The organism is Pirellulaceae bacterium, assembly GCA_029243025.1.
GTDB lineage: Bacteria > Planctomycetota > Planctomycetia > Pirellulales > Pirellulaceae.
In genome coordinates, this window is sequence record JAQWSU010000039.1 from 61,880 (window position 1) to 81,130 (window position 19,251).

Genomic DNA, 19,251 nt, shown 5'->3' on the forward strand with positions numbered 1-19,251 from the left:
CGCTACCATGGTTTACGCTGAGTCTTCTTACAAAAAATCTTCGTGAAAACCAAGGATGGCCAAAGACTCACATTATCGATCTATGGAACGACCAAAAGCAGTCTTGTTTGACTTGGATGACACCCTCTACGACCATCTGCATAGCGCACGACAAGGGCTGATTGCATTGAGTCGGCGGCATCCGACCTTGCGGGATGTGCCAGTACCTGTGTTAGAAGAACGTTATTCTCAAGCTCTTGAAAAGTTGCACCTGCAAATGCTCAGGGGGGATCTGACCCAGACGGAAGCACGAAGCCGGCGGATGCAGGAATTCTTCGGTAGTTTCCAGATTCGACTCACCCATGACGCTGCAATCGCTGAACACAGTCGGTTTCGCCACGACTGTGATCGGGCTTTTGAACTCGTGCAGGGGGCAGGGGAAATCTTGCGTTGCTTACGAGAACTCGAAATGAGAATGGCAATTATCACAAACAATCTCGTTTCAGAGCAGATCAGCAAGTTGAAGCAGTTGGGCATCGAGAACTATTTCGAGGTCGTTTCCATTTCAGAAGAAGTGGGGGTCTCCAAGCCTGATCCCAAGATTTTTGAAATCACCCTCAATCGACTCGCACTCCAAGCCAACGAGGTTGTCATGGTTGGCGATTCCCTGGAAAGTGATATTCGAGGAGCGCAGGCGGCAGGGATACGAACGGTCTGGTTGAAACGACGTCCGGAGTTGCAGGGTCAGCTGCCGCCGGGAATCGCCGTTATCGAGAGCGACTTTTTGAAACACGAAGAATCGTTGGCCCGCATTCTCAATCATAGGGCCAAGGCAACGCCCGGAGATTAAAGCCGACCTTGCTAACAGTCTCGACTGCCGCCCGAGAATGAACAGAGGATCGAGCTACGAGCTTATTCGAAGCTGATATTGAGTCGGAACATCGGACCGTGAACTAGCCTGTCGTATGCGTGAGCGGTGATGATATCCCAGGGGAACTCACTCCCCGCGCAGAAGATCCCGACATCACCTTCGAGCCACAGTTCGTTGCCTGGGCGGATCATTCGCCGAATTCGTGCCCCGACGATGGGGTCGACTCAGTCGATGCGACCTGGACTCGCTTTGGCGGTCTCCTTTTTGACGTTGAAACCGTTGACATTCAATGTCTCGGTCGACTCAAACATCTGATTCCAATCGCGGGCGGCGCCGAACAGATCGATCGTGGTGGTGCCACTAGCCACTTTGCAATCTCATCGACTATGCCTAATTCAACGAGGGCCGGTTCGATGTCGAGGCCGACGCCAGCTGAGAGTGATTGGTCGGGCCCGGTATTGACGGCTGATTTTGAACGCCTGATACCCGCATACATCATTTCGGGAAATAACTCTAACCGGCCTTGCCGTATTTTCGTGTAACCCATGACAGGCATTTTGCTCGGGCTTTCCACGGTCTCAATCGGATTGGCATCGACCTCGATTGATCGACCGATAACTGTTTGCGTTCCTGTGCTCCAGGGTAGCCAAGTGTACGGGACTACATCAATGGTTCACCTGGTTTGTGGAGGTGGCGCGCAATCGTCGGTTGAACAGTCATCGCAGCTTGAATCGCAGTTGCCATTGGCGTGAGACTTGGGAGCAACGAATCCCAGGATCGATACGAACTCGAGAAGGCATGCTCAGATTTGTAATTCTATCAAATGAGCAGCAAGGTGTTCGATACTTGCTTTTGGGCAGCATGTTTTTGCTTCCCAAATACGCAGCCAGATGAACATAAAAAGATTTCTCGACGTCAAACGGTTTTCAGCGATGGACTCTCGATGTTTTGCACGTTGATGACGTTTCAGAGTATCGTCAATGGTCTGCTAGACGTTCGTTAAGGATCGTTCCGATCTGCTGCCCTGACTCTTTATTCAAAACATGTTCATGAAGTCCGGGGACTACTAAATATTCACATTTGGATTGAACGACATTTTGCCAATGATGATGTTCAATGGTGTGGGTAACGGCGAATTCTCGACTGTGTATCAAGGTTACAGGGCCGCTCATGACGCCGGGCCTGTAGGCGTTAGCAGCTTTCACGCTGGATGTAACATCTGCTTGCCCAAAATGCTCGCTCGCGAGAAAGCTTAAGTCGTTCCTGACTGTCGCGGTAAGTAGGTGTTGGAGGCGATAAACGAGGTAGGACCAACGGCGTCGTAATCGCGCAATCAGTGATTTCGGTTGCTGTATCGATTCTTGGGCCAGAAAAAGTGGCAGCTTTAGACATTGCTGCAACCGAACACCTAAAGTCAACAATCTTCCGAGCTCTGATTTGTGTTGGAAAGGTTTCGGGAATGGAGGATCGATCAAGACCAGAAGTCCAATCTCTTCGCCATCTTGTTGAAGTTGACGAGCAACCTCAAACATCAATAACCCGCCGAAACAATAGCCGCAAAGGTGGTAAGGTCCTTTGCGTTGAACTGCTCTTAAACCATCAATGATGGTTTTTGCAGCCTGTTCAATTGTTTGGTTTTTTTCTTCAGGAGCTTTGAGCCCATAAGTCGGTTGTGATTTGTCCAGGTAGGTCAACATGTGATTGTAGAGGTTAAACCCACCCACAATACTTTGGCCGACGAATAGCGGTGGTCGATTGCCATTGGGTTGAATTGGGCGTACTGTGGAACGGGTTGCGGTCGTAGAGAGATAGGGATTCGTAACCGTTGTCTGATCCGTCGCACCGTGGATTTGGGGAGATTCACTTTCCAAATGGGTGGATAACAGTCGAATGGTGTCATTTTCCCAGACTTCGTCAGCGGAAACATCTTGTCCGAGCATTTCGGCGAGTTCCCCTGCTATGTTGACGAGTGACAGCGAGTCGACGCCCAGTTCCAAAAAGCTGACGTCGGCGTCGAGAGACTCAGAGGGAACATTTAGGAGGTTTGCGATACGATTCTGTAGCCAATCATGGATGACTAAATCATTTGTCATTGGGTAGCATCTCCAAGCTGTTACTTCGATACATATCGCGACACTCTTGTCTTTGTTTTTTTCCACTGCTGGTCTTTGGTAGGGTGCGGGGTCGAACGAAAACAACCTCACTAATTGGAATGTCGGCGTGGCAACTTATCGCGGTCCTTATCTGTTGCTCCAGATCTCGAATCGCAGCGATCTCGGGATGACGTTCGTAGATCGCGACCACTAAGATGACACGTTCAGATCGCTCTCCCTGAACGCTAAAGGCGATGACACAACCTCTCAGTTTCGTTGCGTCCACCTGCTCGGCAATTGCTTCAAGGTCCTCTGGGTACAAATTTCTTCCATCCAGAATCATGATGTCCTTAACGCGTCCAGCAATGTACAATTCGCCATCGCAAACAAACCCAAGATCGCCGGTTGCGAGATACTGGTCAGGGTTATCCAATGGCTGTTGGCAGTAAGTCTGTTCGCTCACCTTGGAGTTGTTCCAATAACCGGGAGTCACACTGTCTCCTGAAACCCAAATCTCTCCCAAGCTGTTCGGAGGCAAGGGTTGGCGATTGTTTGGATCCACAATTTGTATCTTCGTTTTGTCCGCTGGTATGCCGCAGCTTACAAGGGCCTGGCCCGCAGGATCATCGATCACCTCGCCGTCTCGTAATGCTTCGCGACTCACGAATTTGAAGGTTGGTCGTTGATTCAGCGGTGTACTGCTTACCAATAAGGTTGACTCTGCCAGTCCATAGCATGGACGCATCGACTCAGCGGCAAAGCCACAAGAGGAAAAGCTTTCGATGAATAGCTCGATGGAAGAATCGCGAACCGTTTCAGCTCCGTTCCAGGCAACTCGCCAGGATGAAAGGTCGAGTTCAACTCGCTGATCGCTGTCGACTTTTTGACTGCAAAGGTCGTACGCAAAATTAGGAGCTGGCGAAATTGTCCCGCGATATTTTGAAATCGCTCGTAGCCATCGAGCGGGCTTCATGACGAATGCTTCCGGGCTCATGAATACAAATGGACAGCCGCAGAAGAGCGATACGAATAACCCTCCCACCAGACCCATGTCATGAAATAACGGTAACCAAGAGACAATGATGTCTTCTGGCCCACAGTCGGATGCCAAAGCGATGGCACGACAATTCGCAAGTAGGTTGTCATGAGTGACAATAACACCCTTCGGATCTTGGGTCGATCCTGATGTGTACTGTAGATAGGCGGTATCCGTATGGGGTGTCGGTTTTGAACATGGACCGCCCAAAGCCAACTGTTCACACGTTAATATCGAACACTGGTTGTTTTCTTCAAAGCTGGAAAATAATTGCGACCGTGCGGCCATGGTTGCTTCGGAGGTGATCATGGCGCACGCTTCCGCATTCTGCGCGACCCGCGTCAATCGGTTGTGGTGGCGTTTGGGGCGAGGAACGCTGAGTGGTATGGCAATCGCCCCAATCCACATACAGGCAAGCATGGCATGCAGGTAGCTGAGGCCAGCGGGGAGAACTATCTGAACCCGCTCACCCACAAGATTAAGACCTCTTAAGGCACCCGCCATGCACATCACGCTTTCTAGTAGCTCGCTGTAGGTCTGGATCGATTCTTGTTCCTCACCATCGATCAGAAAGCAGATTTGTTGACAGTCCGACGGGCTTTTCAAGTGACTGCGCAGCACATCGATAATGTTCTTTGAACAATTGTCCCTATTTGAATGTGATCGTAATGTTGGACGGGAGCGATGAAGCATGTCAGGTTTTTCTTAACGTGATTCCAATTGAATCATAAACGGTTGGCGCATCCGTAAGGAAAGGAGAGGGAGGAAATCTTCGGGTAAGGACGCCGCGCGGCGAAAACGGAATTGTTGAGCGAGAGTTGCGGCGACGATAACGGCTTCCAGCAGTGCGAAATGCTTGCCAATGCAGATGTGTCGGCCAGTTAGGAACGGAATAAAGGCGCGGTTGCTTTCTGAGCTCCGATGTTGGAATCTGTCTGGATCAAACTGATCCGGGTTGTTCCATGCATCGGGCCGCCGATGAATCACGAAAGGACTGACAACCACATTGCTGTTCGCTGGGATCAGGTAGCCACCGATTTCCATCTCTCGAATTGCCGTTCGAGAAATCATCCAAATTGGCGGATAGAGTCTCAGCGTTTCGTCAAGGATCTGCCGCGTATAAACCAAGCGAGGAACATCTTCCATCGTGATGGGTTTGCCTTGCAAGATATGATCAACTTCATCGTAGAATGTCTGCATGACCTCCGGGTGGGACAAAATGGCGTGCCAAAACCACGACATGGTGACCGCTGTTGTTTCGTGTCCTGCGATGACAAAGCTTAGGACTTCGTCCCTAAGTTGCTTCTGAACCGCCTCAGCGTCGTTGTTTTTGAATGTCTCGCAGAGGCTGCTTAGAAACGGCATCCGACCCGCCTCGGAATTTTGGGTGACGTTAGATACCATTTCCTCAAGGGTCGTCATCGCGCTGCTTAATTCTTTATTTGCTCGCGGTCCGCGAATTAAAGGCAATCCAAAAACGGCACTGTTGGTGATTTCTCCTATCTGTTGTAAGACCAGTGAGAATGGTTTGAGAAACGCATCGCCGAGGTCACAGTTAAACATCGGCCGCGTGATATTGGACAAGGCGATGCGGTTCGTCAGATCCGCAAAATTCAGAACGCGATGGTCGGCCGATAGTCCGTTTGTTTCTTCTATCGTGACAGCGCGAAAAAGGTCCACCAGTTTGTTTATGCGTGCGGGAGTGAATTCAGGCAATAAGGTGCGTCGACTCCGTTCCCAAACTGGGCCATCCGACACTAATAGACCATTCCCAAGAATAGTCTTTAGTGGCGAATGGTCACTTCGCACGTAGTTGTGATTGTTGAGTACATCCCTCGCCAATTGAGGCTCGTTGACAAGTGTGAAAGTACCAAATCGGGTTTGGTATCGAACCACGTCTCCATAGGCGTCAACCATTTCCTGCAGGATATCGATTGGGGACCTACGATCTTGCGGAAATGCCAATTGGTTTGAGGGACCCGGGGGGCATGGGGCTGTCGACTGATTATTTTGTGGCATTCAAACGACCAGTCTGGTGTGAGGATCTAGCAGAATTGGCAGCCATGAAAGATGCATTCTATCGATTTCCGATTTTTCAATGGATCGACGTGGGGGCCGATTTCTACGAAATAATGTCGCTTTGCAAGTATGGTACAGAAAAGACCGGACCGGATTTCCGAGGATGCGCGCACGCCATGAAAATCGCGGCGGAATCCATTTAATTGCTGTAACGGTTTCAGGTGTCACGAATTCAAGGAGCAAGTAGGGCTAAGTCAGTTGTCACTGGACTGATGATGCCACGCTGAGGGACGCAATTCTGCGGCGACTCTAACGCGAATTGCGATCAATGGCCCCAATGACTCAAGTCGCGTTGAAGGATTTCCGCAATTTGTTCCACATCAGCGCGAAAGTAATCGCGTAATTCAACACGTAGGTCTTCCGGCATTGGTTCCGTAATCGTGATTGGTTTTGGGCAGACTGCGCTGAAGACGCCGAGGATTATCTGCCTCGGAAGACCGGTAAAAAATTGGCCCGCAAATTGGAACTGTCTTGGGAATCTTCGTCGAATCCAATTGATCCGTTCGATTTCCAAATCAGTCGTTTCGTTTTGAGGAGTGCAGTCAATCCGTACATCGGTTTTTAGATCGAGGAAGTCAAAGAGATCAGAGCATACGTGATGTGGTTGGGCGACCAAATCGTCAAATAGAATGAATTTCAGTTGCGAACGGTCGAATTGCGCGGTGTAGCGATCGACCTGATTCTTATACGATGCGGCCGCACGATAAAGAAGGAGGCTTTTCATGAGCAGTGACCGCGGCAACTGTTCACCTCGGCGTCTGGCGGGTTCAGCAGCCAATGCATCCCGAAAGGATCGAATTGTTTCGGACCCATTTTTGACAGCGAAACGAAACAGCGAGTAAACCATTTCGACTGGGTCACGCAAGATGATCATGATTTTCGCATTCTGATTGAATTCGTAAATGCGCTGTGCCGCAATCTTGGAGTAGAGGTACCAAACGGATGCTTCGCCGCGTATCAAATAATCATTTGCATCTTCAAATAGTTCTAGATAGGACTCCTCAGTATTGAGCGGGGGTCCTCGGAAACGCCATTTCAAATCGGTGGAAAAATAGTGCGGCTCCTTGGGATTTGACATAAAAATGTCAGGGTGCTGTCCAAGGTGATAGTACAACGATGTGGTTCCGCATTTCGGAGCACCAACAAGGAATAGATTGGGTTTGGTGGATAGATCTAAATGCGTCATTAATCATTTCATGATCAAGTGACAGCTGGGGAGCATTCGTTGTTCACGTTTTTTGAGATTGTTTTGAAAGTCGAATATAGGAATGCCATGAACCATGAATGCCGTTTGTTGACCGCTGATCGGCGAGTCTTGCAATAGTCTTAGCGAGGTAGTTGATTGTGCTTAGGTGAGATGATTGCCGGTACTCTATTATAGCATTTACGACGATCAAAACGATTCAGCTGAGACCGTTTGTTTTCAGTGTCGTTGAGGAAGCAATTCGTGATTCGGACGCTGGCGTTTTTTCTGTATTGTCTTTCTGCACCGAGCTAGTTGAACCGCGGGTTCGCTGAGACGCAGTTGATCATTTGAACTTTGTCTCTGGCTTCTTGTTCTAAGGTTCGGTTGTCAAAGTTGATTGACAATACGGTCGCTTGTCGGCAACTGTTTTGTCCGCAAGGAAAAGTGTCGTTGGGTGTGTTCGACTTATTGAACTTCATTAGGAGGCAACTCGGGAGTTGTCGTGTTCGGTTACGTTCCGTTGGCTTTCGCCATTGAATATCTTTAGTCCTTGGGTAGATTAGCTATGTTGGGAGGTTTCGTTCGGTGCAAAGAGGTGAGGGTGACACAGTGTTAACGCCAGTTCCTCTCAAGCTTCCGGACTCTTTTGAAACGCCCGTTATCTTCGTCGATCTCGAAAGAACCTTGATTGATGCAGATTTGATGTATGAAGCGATCGTCGATGCAGTTCGTAGCGATACTCGCAATCTGTGTCGTATTCCGCTCTGGGCTGCTGCCGGATCGTTGACGCTGAAAAATGAAATGCGGCACGTTGCAAAGCCGAGCCGTTTTCTTCCGTTCCGCGATGAATTGCTAAGCTTCTTGCGTTCTGAGCATCAATATGGCGTGCGGATCGTACTCGCGACTGCCTCACACCAAGATTGGGCGGAGGCGATTGCTTCCAGAGTTGACATGATCGATGGTGTTCTGGCAACGGACGCCCGCACCAACCTGAAAGGTGCTGCAAAGCTGGCTGAGATTCAGCGTTTTTGTCGTGAGCACGAGTATGACTCTTGGGGCTACATTGGAGACGACGATTCAGATCTTTCCATCTGGAAGGCTGCTACAGTTGCCTATGCCATTGATCGGAGTTCAAGAGGCATTCGAAAGTTTGAGGAAATTGAATCGTCAGCGCGTGTGTTCGGATCATCCGTTTCGAGCTGGCGAGCACGGGTGGAAAGCCTCCGACCCTACCAGTGGGTCAAGAATTTGTTGCTGTTCGTCCCGCTGATAGTCAGCCACCAAATTTTCAACTTGCCGTTACTGGTTCTGACGTCGTTGGCTTTCATTGCTTACAGTTCCACCGCGTCTTTCATCTACCTGCTCAACGATTTGCTGGATCTGAATGCCGATCGGCAACATCCGGTTAAACGGAATCGTCCCTTGGCTTCCGGTCGTTTGGCGATCACTCAGGCGGCAGGCATCATGGTGATCTTGGCAATCATCTCGATTGGCTTCGCCTCGGTTCTTCCGTGGGGATTTCAGTTTGTCTTACTGCTTTACGCAATGGCCAGCGTCTCCTACGCCTTCTGGTTGAAAACCAAGCCGATAGTTGATGTGATGTTACTGGCAAGCTTATATACGCTTCGCGTGATTGCAGGAGGCGCGGCTTCAGATGTTGTCCCCTCTGCATGGCTATTGGCGTTTTCTCTGTTTCTCTTTACTTCTCTGGCATTTGCAAAGCGATATGCCGAACTGTATCGCTTGCGGTCGGAGGCTGGTGACAAAGTTCCTGGTCGGGGCTATCAGGTTAATGATCTTGGATTGTTGGAGACGTTTGGAGCAATTAGTGGTTATTTGGCTGTGTTGGTGATCGCTCTTTATATTCAAAGCCCTGCCATAAATGCCCTTTATCAGAGGCCCGCGTTTCTTTGGCTGCTGTGTCCCTTAATCTTGTACTGGGTTAGCCGTCTTTGGCTCCTTGCCCGCCGTGGATCGCTCGTCGAGGACCCCGTTGTCTTTGTGACTCGGGATCGCGTTAGCCTGGTCATCTTCCTGGTGTCAATCGCGGTATTGGTCGCCGCAACCTAGTTGCGAGATTTATCATGCGAAGTGTCGCGAAACTACTGACTAGATCACAAGATACCGAATGGGTGGCAAGGGTTTAATCGATCGAAGAGATTTCTACGCCTTAGGGGTGGCGGGAATTCTTTGCGCGGTAATTTCCTGGGCCTGTTCTGAAGCCGTGTTTTCGAGTGTGATTACCTTGAATCAAACCGATCCCTCAAGCGAACAAGAGCCTCGTCCGTATTCGGAACTCATCCGACAAGGTAACATTTGGTTTGATGGCGATCCCTTAATCGTTTACTCGCAGATGACCGAGTTGTGGTCGGGGGCTCATGCTCTACGAGGCCAGCGTCATCCTCTTTTCTCACTTTTTACGACTCCTCTGGTCATAGCTATCCACGACCTAACTCACGTACCGTTTTCGATAATCATCAGGGTTTTACTCGCGATTTGGGCAGCCGCTGGTGGCAGTTTGTTCTTTCTGATTTGCCGCCAAATTACAGGGCGACTTTTAGAAGCATCTGTCTGGACTCTGCTTTTTGCGAGCAGTTCTGGATTTGTGTTTTGGAGTGGCATTCCCGAATCGTTTCCCTTTGGAATGGTGACTATTCTATTGCCGTTCGCAATGTTGGCGTACCTGAGCAGGTTGCGGCATTCAGAGATGCAGTTCACCTTGGCGACGTTCCTGTCACTTGTGGTCACAGTAACAAACGTGATGAGCGGTTTTATTTGCACGCTACTTGCTTTTCGTCCTAAGCAGAGCCTGGGAATCTTCAAGACAGTGGTTTGTCTCGTCGTCTATGGACTCTTCTTGCAGGCGTTTCTGTTGCCCCAGACTCAAAGAGTAAATTGGCTGCAGCTGAACGTGAGTAAGCAGTTGCGTTGGGGCAATGCACCGGAGTCGGGCGGTGCTTTTATGAAAGCAAGAGACGTTCTCGTTTGCGGGCAATTAATACCCGACGTCGCACAACGTGCAGTTCCCATTACAGCGGATAATGTAATGGCTGGACTTACGGTCCAAGCGGAGCCTTTCACGTAAGTCGGACAATTTGGTGTCGTATTGTGGTTGTTGCTTTTGATGCTCGGGGTTTATGCGGGTGGGCGAGTTGCATGGAGAGGTGACCACTTGTTTTTCGCGATTGCTTTTGTGGCAGCTGGCCAACTGGGACTTTATCTGCTCTATGGACAAGAAACATTTCTATACGCCGCACACTACGGGCCTGTGTTCACGTTGCTTTCAGCGTTCGTTGGTCGGACTCAGTTTCGTACCATCGCGACTTGCTTGGCGGTGATGTTATTGTTTAATCAAATTGCGCACAATTCGGCGGAATTTAATTGGAGCAGACAATTTCTCAATCACAGTGTAGTCAACAATCAACTTGTTATCTTGCATGATGTAAATCACAATTGATTAATCGAGATTGCAGGCGTGAAGGAAAAGTGTATCGCAGCGTTCGTTAAGGCGCCCTTGTGAAGTGATCCCTGTACCGAGCGCCTGACATGCCATCTTCACTAGCTAGACGGTTAGTGAAATGGCGGAACGACAAAGAAACTTCAGGACTTCGAAAGGGGAGAAGATGTCGTTGGAGGTAAACACTCTAAAAAAAATGCTTCATGAGGAAATAGACCAACTTGAAGACATGGCTGTCAGAAGAAGGTTACAGTATCTCATGGTTTGTTCCCCACCTGAAAAGCGAGAACAGCTTGCAGCAAGCTTTGTGGAAGTTGTTTCCAATTATTTAAAGGAGAATGGAATACAGAATCCTCCGATTCTTGATCAGGCTGAAGAAGATCGTGTGACCGTTCACTTCGAGGAGCTGAAAGAGGATGGTATTACCAGACTTGGGCCTCTTCTTTCTCCTCAACAGGCATCAGAGATTCGGGGCCATTTAGCCCATTGCCCTGTGTTTGGTGGTGGAACAGTAAACTCCGGAACGAAAACAGGATGGGAGCCCATCTCGGAGGCTAAAAAAAAACATGCGCAGTGTTCCTACAAGCTCAATGACTTGGTCGAAGCTCCTCACCTTCTCGAAATGATGTCATCTCCCGTTATGATTCGCCTCGCAACGAGGTATCTTGGCGCACCTCCTACGATTTTTTCCCCGAACCTATTTTGGTCCTTCTCTCATTCCAAAAAAGCCTCTGCGGGTCAGGTGATACACCGGGACTGGGATGGTTTTCGTCACCTTGCTCTTTTTGTCTACCTCGTCGATGTCGATAAAGAGAACGGAGCCCATCAGTATTTAAAGAAGAGCCACGCCCTGGATTCCATTAATGAACTCTTGTTGAGAGAAGAAGGTAAAAGCGAGTTGCCTTCAAAAAGCGATCTCTTTTATTATCATTTTGATGATCCATGCCCCGGCAATGAGCGGCTTTTGTCTCTCTTTTCAGAGGAGGAGGTTTCTCTGAGCGGTGTTGCTGGTGAGGCCTTTCTCGTCGATCCCTTTGGTCTCCACCGAGGTCATCCTCTGATCAAAGGCGAGCGTTTGCTCTTTTGGGCCCGATACAGTTTTTACCACAACGGAAATGCCGTCGATATTTCGAGATCCCTGATTCCGATGGAGTCCGTCCGTCAACGGATACCGAACGACCGCCTGCACAAGTACATGCTTCGAACCTTTATCGAGTCCGAATTTAGCGTGCTTTCAGAATCCGAATTACATTTGCCATCGTTCTTGTTAATGGATCCACCTCTAAGGTTTCATCAACCTAGAGAATCGGGAATGTTTGACCTTCTTCGTAAGTTGCTTTCCTGGAAATAAAACAGAGTCTGTTGGTTCAGACGACGACGGCAACATCGAAGTGGTGGACGGTGGAGTCATTTCGATAACGCTTGTCAAGTCAATTTATTGAAGGATAAGGCTCTGCTGGCAGATCGCCTCGAAAGGAATGTGCCTGCAAAAAGTTCTACACGCGATCTGACTTAGGGTTGGAGACTGGCCATTTTTATTCACGACCTGGGTTCTTGTAACCATCTTCCCCAAAGTTCTCGACGTTGTCGATTCAAGAACGAAGTAATAGGCAAGCAGAATTATTATGCCAATCAAGAATCCAGGTGTTTCGTCAAGAAAGGAAGCCCCTCTTTCGCCGCCAATGACCAAAATGACGACGCGAACACGAAAGGAACAATAGTTTGGGCAACATAGTCGATGGGTAAGTTTCTGAATCACGCTCTTCGACTGGCCGGCAGGATGGACAGTTGAGCGTCCAATGAGTGCGATACGGTTGTGGAGGCGTACGGATTTTCTGGAGTATCGATGTGGTTCTTTCGGGACTCTATGCGCCTCAGTTCTTCTGTTGGGTATTCACTTTTGATTTCGCGATGATCAGATACCGGCATACCAGGACCACCCGTTTTGGATGGATCCGCTCTCACCGCCGTCATTAAATTTATCCGTAACGACGATGCCTTTCAGATATTTCATGCTTTTGTATCCCAATTGCCGCTCAATTCTAATGCGCAGCGGGGCCCCGTGAGGGATGGATAGATCTCGGCCATTCATCCCGTATGCGAGAATGCTTTGGGGGTGCATCACATCAAGCATGTCGAGGCTGTCGACCCAGCCATCATACGAATAGAGAGTAACGAAGCGGGCTGTAGGGAGCAGACCTGCCGCATTCAGGACACGACTTAGGGGCACGCCTGTCCATTCCGCAATGGCGGACCAGCCCTCTTCGCACGTGTGCCTTGTAATCTGCGTCTGGGAGGGGAATTGTTTCAGGGCGGCCAACGAAAAAGAGCCGGGGCGACTGACTAGGCCTTCGACCGATAGGCTCCAGTCGGAAAAATAGTTGCGCTGTAATTGGCCGTAGATTTCACTCGGATTGGGTCGGTTGCTATCTGCCGGATTTGTGGTGCCAATGGCAGGAAACGAAGTGATGTCGTCGTGACTGTATTCCTTGACCAGTGACTGACCAGGTAGCAGAGTTCGGTGTGCGGCATAAGTGAGATTGTCACCCATCCGTAGAATGTTTCCGTAGGTCGGTGGTAGCTCTTTTGAGCAACCGGGGAGGTAGAGTCCGCCAACGGAGGCCAGTCCTGTAACGAGTGCTTTGCGACGTGTGTGTTGTTTCATTTCGACGCTTTTTTCCCCAAGGTCATTGCGAGCATCTGGCGTTTAAATCCTGACCTGCTGACCATTACCACATGCACGAGTAGAAACATGAAGAGAAAGATGGAATCAAAAAAATGAATTGTGCGGGCAGACTGGAATCCGCCAAACATGCCTGACAGGAAAGGGAAAGGAGCCGTAATCGCCGGTGACATTGCGAGCCCCGTAAGCACCATTAACGGGAAGGCAACGAAGATGACGACACAATACGCGAGCTTCTGTAGTAGCCCGTATTGAGGTCCACCCGTGGCAGGACGAATCTTCAATTGCAGATGGCGTTTTAAATCCTGCAGAAATAACGGCGGAGTAAACTCGCCTTGTCGGGGAACGAGATATCGCCAGAAATACCCAGTGAACATACCGGTCAGGACATAAATCCCACCGGCAATGAACAGGAACCAAGCGGCCAAGAAATGCAAGCTGCGCCCCCAGTTGTTCTGATTGTAGATATCGTAGGTGCGACTCGAGCTGATGGGCGGGGCTTGACCGCCGAAAAAACTTTCGCTGCCCTTCCAGCCGCCATGCTGATGGTTGCGGCTTATGGGGATCTCAAACAGTGCCGGTGTCAATTCGTTTCCGCTCTCGCCCCAATAGAGACGTGGGTGACACATGAGAATTACGAAACCCGATACTGCTAATGTCAGAAAACTTGTAGCAACGATCCAGTGTGAGATTTTGACCCACGGTTTGTGTCGTACTTCCGAGTCAGCTGAGCTATGAGTGCGCATCGGTTTGAAGAGGCGTTTGTTTCTTAAGAGTTGTTGCTAAAGCCGCGGTTCCATCATGTCGTTTTATATCCGCTACTCTTTTGGCGAAATCAACTACGCCTTGTGTAGCAGATGCCGCAGTCGGTTGTCTACCGAATTCTGAGTGGAAGAACAGAGGAAGTTGAGGCAAGGACTCAGGTTTGCAGCATGGGATGCGTGATGAGTCGTTGTACAATTAACGCTTGAAGATATCCATCTCGTTGAAGAAAAAGGACAATTCACGGGGTAATTTATGCGGTGATCTCGCACAACGTGACAGAAGGCCAGTTTGTTAAGTTGCAACTTATAAGGCGGGAGGCTTTGAGTGTGTCTACCAGGAATCTGCGGAGAGCATTGAGGGAGATAACTGGCATCCCAGATGCGTAGCGAACCAAGGAACTTTTTCGTACTTGAGGAGAAACCTAGTCAGATGAATCAATCAATGAATAGAATTCTTATCCGTGTTGCTTTTTTAGTCATCTGTGCTCCTGCCCTGGCCACGCCTACGCTGGCCGATGAAGTTTCGAATCAAGCGAAGGATTCAGAAGACGATGTTTACTACTATGGATCATTCACTCGTTTTCAACCAGGGAAAGAGGATGAGGCGCGGAGTTTTATCTATCAGCATTTTTGGACGGTCGACAAGGTGATTGGTCGAAAGCCTATCCCCTTTGATTTTGTCACCGGCCCCTGGGATCACGTTGTGTTTTTTCGTCTCGAGAATGGGCTTGCCGATGCAGAGATCGAGAAAACCGCCATGCTGCAACAGTGGAAGCAACAATTTGAAAAGCAAGAGGGAGGCTCGGAGGAAGCAGCTAAAGCACAAGCGAATTTTGACGCGATGGTCGATCAAACCGTCTCGGGATTATTTAAGATACCCTCCGACGACGTGGAAGTCATTGAAAACGCGTACAGTTGGAACGCCAAGGAAAGCTACTTTCGTGTGCAGTTCGTCAATTACAAGGCGGGTAAGAAGCCGGCTGCTACCGACTTGATCATGAAATATTTTAGACCGGCTCGGCAGAAAATTGACCGAGTCGTCGTACCGCTTTTCTCTGTCGCCGGACCTTATGATCAAATCGTATTCATCCAGATTGAGCCCTCAAGCCTCGAAAGCATTACCGCTGACAGCCAGGATGCTGCCTGGATCCAAGCAATGGGTGGTGAAGAAAAGGCGGCGAAAGCTCGCAGCCTCTATAACGGTTTTGTCCAACAGGATCTTCGAGAGATCGCGATTGGTCGCTGGTGTCGAGACCGCGCGGCCCGTCATTAGGCACCATCTTAAGCACTATCGCTGCTAGAAAAAGTAACAGCGACTTGGCGATCAGGTGACTCATTTGCGAGGTGACTCGTTTTTTGCTCTGCCGAATTCTGCCCGCTTTGCTAGTTGGTGCGGAAATAGGGTTGGGTGGCTTGTTGTTCGAAACGGTCGCCGATCGCTTTCAAATTGAGCGGCGCCTTGTTGCGGCGATTCCACCACTGGTCGGCCAGCTTGGGGTCATATTTTGGATTCTTCGTTGGCATCTGAGCACCGATTCGTTGGCGCCATATGGCCAAATCCTCTCGTAGTTGATTGGCCTTTTCCGGCATTGCAGATGCCAGGTTGTTTGTTTCGCCGATGTCGTTGGACAATTCATACAATTCAACGGAGCCGTCATCCAACCATTCGATCAATTTGAAATTTCCCTGGCGTATTGCGCTTGCGGGTTCACTGTGGTGATAGTGAGGATAGTGGTAATGCAAGGCCTCACGCCCAATGTCTTCTTTGGGGTCAAGCAGCAAGGGTTTGAGGCTGACGCCATCCAATGGCTGGTCGGGCGTATCAATTTCCGCAATCGCACAAAATGTCGGTAGCAGATCCCAGGTTGCTGTCGGCTGGTGGCAAAGGCTTTCGGCCGGCGTTATATCAGGCCAGCGGATAATGAGTGGAACGCGAATACCACCTTCATAGATCGTTCCCTTTTCTGCTCGCAGCGGCGCGTTGGTTGAAACGACTTGGCCATTGCGGGTGTAGATCTCCCGAAGTCCACCGTTGTCGGACGCGACCACGACGACGGTATTGTTCGCCAGTTGTAATTCATCAAGCGTGTCAAGCAGGCGGCCGATTTGCCTGTCTAAGTCTTTGATCATGGCGGCGTACACTGGATGGTTCACGCCATCATTTGGCTTTGGCTTGTGTTTGTATTTATCGACCGACGTGGGTTCGGCCTGAATTGGGATATGAACGGCATGATGTGACAGGTGTAAAAAAAATGGCCGATCATGTTTCGCTTGCTCTTTGAGAAACCAGATTGCTTGGTCGGTGATTAAATTCATTCGCTTAGGACCGTCTGGTCGGCCGTCACGCCACTCTTGAAATGACTCGCCGAGTTGCCCCGCTGTGATCTGATATCCGTGTTGTGAGGGGGAGTGTTTCGGGCCCCGGCCTAGATGCCATTTTCCAAAATAGCCGGTTACATAGTCTGCATCTCCGAGAGCTTCTCCGGGTGTTGTCAGATGGTGGTCGAGATGATCAGGCATCGGGGGCACGACAAGCTTTGCAAACGGCTTCCAGTGTCCTGGCAAGAAGTCGGTGATTCCAACGCGAGCAGAGTTCTGTCCTGATTCGATCGTACCTCGCGTCGATGAACAAACAGGCGTCGCGTAAAAATCGGTAAATCGAATTCCCTCTTTTGCAAGCTGATCGATCCGTGGGGTATCGTGAAATGGGTGCCCATAGCAAGCAAGGTCGGGCCACCCCATATCGTCGATCAAGACGAAGAGAATATTGGGTCGGTGCTCAGCCAAAGCTCTTTGGGAGACATTGATAGTGAGCAGCATGCCAGCAACGCAAACGGCAACGAATCGCAATGCCTGTTGAGATAATCTGCAGCGTGATTGGTTCTTCATTGATTTGCCTCGACAAGATTGCTAGGGCGAAAGCGATGCGGATGGAAGCGGATTTGGTTGATTCTCGCTTCTTTCACTGGATGATCGTATTGGCGATTTATTATTGGCTTGCAGCGTAACGCGTTGCTATCGCAAACCGGGAATGACAGATACACCAGATGTCGCATTTAAGACATTGTTGGAAAGACCAGGCTGTAATCGAACATCACCACCATGCAGCACTGTTTCCATGACGGTTCCTAGCAGTTGATCGGTGGTGATCGGTGTCGTTGCCGGTCTTTCTCCATGACTGGCTGATTGGCCAATGACGCAGCCGCCGGGGGTCCCGCCACCATGCAGCAGCAGGGGCGTCAGGTTTCCCCAATGGTCGCGCCCACCACGCGGATTGAGTTTTGGTGTCCGGCCCATCTCGCCGGTCGCCACAAGCAAGATATCGTCTTGTAAGCCACGGGATTCGACATCTTCGATGTAGGCCGATAAGGCGTGATCGAATGGTCGCCCCACCACTTCCATGCCTCGTTCTACGTTCAGATTGTTCTGATCCGCATGCATATCCCAGACGAAATCGGTGCTGACAGTCACAAATGTACAGCCTGCTTCGCACAAGCGTCGAGCCAGTAGCAATAACTTACCGAGTGACTTTGCATTGTGTCCGTAACGTTCACGATTGTTTTTGTCTTGCCAGGAATCAGGGAGGTAAAAATCTGCCGTATCGTAACGGGCTAAAGTTTTTGGATCCTCGTCGGATAAATCGAAGGCTTTCCCCACACCACCCATGATGGTCTCAAATGCCTGTTGTTGGATGCTGTCCAAACCAAGCCGTTGCGAATCGTCGAGTGCTCGCCGAGCGTTGTCCAACGTCGATAACAGCTGTTTACGGTCTTCCAGTCGTTGGCGAGACAAGTGTAGCTTCATGGACTCCTGCAATTTGCCATCGCCGCCAGGCAGAAATGGTTTGGTGGAGAGTCCCAAGTCACCCGTTGAGGTGAAATCTCCGAAATTTGGAATCGGGCCGTTGAGTTCTCCGTCAACGGCCTGAGGGAATAATCCGACGTTAGTCGGCATACCTGTGCGAGGGTCGTTTGCGCCCAAAACCTTGGCGACAATAGAACCCATATTCGCTTGCAAAGTCTGTGTGCTGACAATGGGTTGTAATTTGTGAGCGCTACTCCCACTTTGGTAGGATCGCACAATCGATGTGCGGTGAGCCCATTGTGCGAGGTTCGGCATGTTTGCGCTGTATTCCACACCGGGTACTGAGGTAGCGCAACTGCCGTAGACGCTGCGGATTTCAGACGGAGCGAGTGGCTTGGGGTCAAAGGTTTCAAATTGACTCGGGCCACCGTGCAGGAACAGAAAAATCACCGACTTTCCTGTGGCGAGTTGCGTAGCGGCTCTCAGGTTGGAAGCTCCGAACAGTCCGCTTGCGCCCAGTAGTCCCCCTACACGCAAGAACGTACGTCGATTACCGCCCAGTTGATCGGAGAATTCTAACGCTGCCATGCGATTGTTACCCAGTCCCGTCCCGTTCTTCACCGTTTTGATATCAAAAACCGTTTTCTATCCTAAAGAAGCTTGATCTCGTCGTCCAGGTAAATACCAGCCGGGTCTGGGGTTTGCTGTTTATTGCAAGTCCGTGCCTAATGCTCGCCAATCAGTTGGGGCCTGCGTTGGTGCGTTGGTGCGTTGGTGCGTTGGTGCGTTGGTGCGCAGGTGCGTAGGTGCGTAGGGAGATCAATGAAAAGGGCTGGATGCTTTGGCCGCCGGTGCGGTTTAGTTATGACACCGTCAATTATGAGCTTCCCGTCCCCGCCCCCGCACCGCCCAGCGCCGTCAACTGGCTGGGGACCGACGACCAGGGACGTGATGTGGTCGCGCGCCTCATATATGGCTTTCGCATCTCAGTGCTGTTCGGCTTCGTTCTCACCATCATCAGTGCCGCCGTCGGCGTCTCGGTCGGCGCGTTCCAAGGGTTCTACGGCGGCCTGATCGATTTGATCGGGCAACGGTTTATTGAAATATGGGCCGGCATGCCGGTGCTTTATCTGTTAATTATTTTGGCCTCCATCATTACGCCCAATTTCTGGTGGCTGTTGGGCTTGTTGTTGTTGTTCAGCTGGATGGGTTTCGTCGGCGTCGTGCGCGCCGAATTCCTGCGCGCCCGCAACCTGGATTTTGTCCGCGCCGCCAGGGCCTTGGGCGCCTCTGATTTAG

17 protein-coding genes are annotated in these 19,251 nt (G+C 50.3%); 8 read left to right on the top strand and 9 right to left on the bottom strand.

Annotation, left to right across the window (positions count from 1 at the left end; genetic code table 11):
- Positions 1-55 precede the first annotated feature (55 nt).
- Positions 56-829 carry an HAD family hydrolase gene (locus P8N76_17875; protein MDG2383546.1) on the top strand — a complete coding sequence of 258 codons (774 nt, stop codon included), beginning with the start codon at positions 56-58 and terminating at the stop codon, positions 827-829.
- Between the two features lie 245 nt (positions 830-1,074).
- On the opposite strand, the gene P8N76_17880 is transcribed toward P8N76_17875, so the two are convergent.
- The 4 genes from P8N76_17880 to P8N76_17895 form a co-directional block, all read right to left on the bottom strand.
- A complete protein-coding gene (locus tag P8N76_17880; protein MDG2383547.1) occupies positions 1,075-1,218 on the bottom strand; it encodes a hypothetical protein in 144 nt (47 codons plus the stop codon).
- A gap of 609 nt (positions 1,219-1,827) precedes the next feature.
- Positions 1,828-2,943 (bottom strand): thioesterase domain-containing protein, encoded by a 1,116-nt coding sequence (locus P8N76_17885; protein ID MDG2383548.1) that lies wholly within the window; start codon positions 2,941-2,943, stop codon positions 1,828-1,830.
- On the bottom strand, positions 2,933-4,600 hold the full coding sequence (locus P8N76_17890; protein MDG2383549.1) for a fatty acyl-AMP ligase: 1,668 nt from the start codon (positions 4,598-4,600) through the stop codon (positions 2,933-2,935). Before P8N76_17890 ends, P8N76_17885 begins: the two co-directional genes overlap by 11 nt.
- Before the next feature lie 84 nt (positions 4,601-4,684).
- The gene (locus P8N76_17895; GenBank protein ID MDG2383550.1) at positions 4,685-5,998 is read right to left on the bottom strand and encodes a cytochrome P450; all 1,314 of its coding nucleotides are present in this window, start codon (positions 5,996-5,998) and stop codon (positions 4,685-4,687) included.
- Between P8N76_17895 and P8N76_17900 the strand changes: the two genes are divergently transcribed.
- Complete coding sequence (locus tag P8N76_17900) at positions 5,938-6,201, top strand: hypothetical protein (protein MDG2383551.1); 264 nt, start codon at positions 5,938-5,940, stop codon at positions 6,199-6,201. The genes P8N76_17895 and P8N76_17900 overlap by 61 nt on opposite strands.
- A gap of 122 nt (positions 6,202-6,323) precedes the next feature.
- Here P8N76_17900 and P8N76_17905 read toward each other — a convergent pair whose 3' ends face one another.
- Entirely contained in the window at positions 6,324-7,244 is a 921-nt protein-coding gene (locus P8N76_17905; protein MDG2383552.1) for a sulfotransferase domain-containing protein, read from the bottom strand.
- Positions 7,245-7,829: 585 nt separating this feature from the next.
- Between P8N76_17905 and P8N76_17910 the strand changes: the two genes are divergently transcribed.
- The 4 genes from P8N76_17910 (at position 7,830) to P8N76_17925 (ending at position 12,052) form a co-directional block, all read left to right on the top strand.
- Positions 7,830-9,314 (top strand): UbiA family prenyltransferase, encoded by a 1,485-nt coding sequence (locus P8N76_17910; protein ID MDG2383553.1) that lies wholly within the window; start codon positions 7,830-7,832, stop codon positions 9,312-9,314.
- 58 nt (positions 9,315-9,372) lie between these two features.
- Entirely contained in the window at positions 9,373-10,329 is a 957-nt protein-coding gene (locus tag P8N76_17915) for a hypothetical protein (protein MDG2383554.1), read from the top strand.
- 21 nt (positions 10,330-10,350) lie between these two features.
- On the top strand, positions 10,351-10,701 hold the full coding sequence (locus P8N76_17920) for a hypothetical protein (GenBank protein MDG2383555.1): 351 nt from the start codon (positions 10,351-10,353) through the stop codon (positions 10,699-10,701).
- 121 nt (positions 10,702-10,822) lie between these two features.
- A complete protein-coding gene (locus P8N76_17925; protein ID MDG2383556.1) occupies positions 10,823-12,052 on the top strand; it encodes a hypothetical protein in 1,230 nt (409 codons plus the stop codon).
- A 564-nt stretch (positions 12,053-12,616) separates the two neighbouring features.
- Here P8N76_17925 and P8N76_17930 read toward each other — a convergent pair.
- Both P8N76_17930 and P8N76_17935 read right to left on the bottom strand, forming a co-directional pair.
- The gene (locus P8N76_17930; GenBank protein ID MDG2383557.1) at positions 12,617-13,366 is read right to left on the bottom strand and encodes a molybdopterin-dependent oxidoreductase; all 750 of its coding nucleotides are present in this window, start codon (positions 13,364-13,366) and stop codon (positions 12,617-12,619) included.
- A complete protein-coding gene (locus P8N76_17935) occupies positions 13,363-14,130 on the bottom strand; it encodes a cytochrome b/b6 domain-containing protein (protein MDG2383558.1) in 768 nt (255 codons plus the stop codon). Before P8N76_17935 ends, P8N76_17930 begins: the two co-directional genes overlap by 4 nt.
- A gap of 460 nt (positions 14,131-14,590) precedes the next feature.
- Here P8N76_17935 and P8N76_17940 point away from each other — a divergent pair, with 460 nt between their 5' ends.
- Complete coding sequence (locus tag P8N76_17940) at positions 14,591-15,421, top strand: hypothetical protein (protein MDG2383559.1); 831 nt, start codon at positions 14,591-14,593, stop codon at positions 15,419-15,421.
- A 110-nt stretch (positions 15,422-15,531) separates the two neighbouring features.
- Here P8N76_17940 and P8N76_17945 read toward each other — a convergent pair whose 3' ends face one another.
- Positions 15,532-17,037, bottom strand: coding sequence for a sulfatase (locus P8N76_17945; protein ID MDG2383560.1), 1,506 nt, complete (start codon positions 17,035-17,037; stop codon positions 15,532-15,534).
- A gap of 126 nt (positions 17,038-17,163) precedes the next feature.
- A complete protein-coding gene (locus tag P8N76_17950; protein MDG2383561.1) occupies positions 17,164-18,573 on the bottom strand; it encodes a DUF1501 domain-containing protein in 1,410 nt (469 codons plus the stop codon).
- A 185-nt stretch (positions 18,574-18,758) separates the two neighbouring features.
- On the opposite strand from P8N76_17950, the gene P8N76_17955 reads away from it, so the two are divergent.
- On the top strand, positions 18,759-19,251 hold a 493-nt coding region (locus P8N76_17955; protein MDG2383562.1), incomplete at its 3' end, for an ABC transporter permease subunit.

What these genes read in the sequence shown, in the direction of transcription:
- P8N76_17940 (MDG2383559.1), top strand. Translation starts at nt 14,591, where the DNA reads ATGAATAGAATTCTTATCCGTGTTGCTTTTTTAGTCATCTGTGCTCCT.
- P8N76_17885 (MDG2383548.1), bottom strand. Translation starts at nt 2,943, where the DNA reads ATGACAAATGATTTAGTCATCCATGATTGGCTACAGAATCGTATCGCA.
- P8N76_17925 (MDG2383556.1), top strand. Translation starts at nt 10,823, where the DNA reads ATGGCGGAACGACAAAGAAACTTCAGGACTTCGAAAGGGGAGAAGATG.
- P8N76_17900 (MDG2383551.1), top strand. Translation starts at nt 5,938, where the DNA reads ATGCCAATTGGTTTGAGGGACCCGGGGGGCATGGGGCTGTCGACTGAT.
- P8N76_17935 (MDG2383558.1), bottom strand. Translation starts at nt 14,130, where the DNA reads ATGCGCACTCATAGCTCAGCTGACTCGGAAGTACGACACAAACCGTGG.
- P8N76_17945 (MDG2383560.1), bottom strand. Translation starts at nt 17,037, where the DNA reads ATGAAGAACCAATCACGCTGCAGATTATCTCAACAGGCATTGCGATTC.
- P8N76_17905 (MDG2383552.1), bottom strand. Translation starts at nt 7,244, where the DNA reads ATGACGCATTTAGATCTATCCACCAAACCCAATCTATTCCTTGTTGGT.
- P8N76_17915 (MDG2383554.1), top strand. Translation starts at nt 9,373, where the DNA reads ATGGGTGGCAAGGGTTTAATCGATCGAAGAGATTTCTACGCCTTAGGG.
- P8N76_17875 (MDG2383546.1), top strand. Translation starts at nt 56, where the DNA reads ATGGCCAAAGACTCACATTATCGATCTATGGAACGACCAAAAGCAGTC.
- P8N76_17930 (MDG2383557.1), bottom strand. Translation starts at nt 13,366, where the DNA reads ATGAAACAACACACACGTCGCAAAGCACTCGTTACAGGACTGGCCTCC.
- P8N76_17895 (MDG2383550.1), bottom strand. Translation starts at nt 5,998, where the DNA reads ATGCCACAAAATAATCAGTCGACAGCCCCATGCCCCCCGGGTCCCTCA.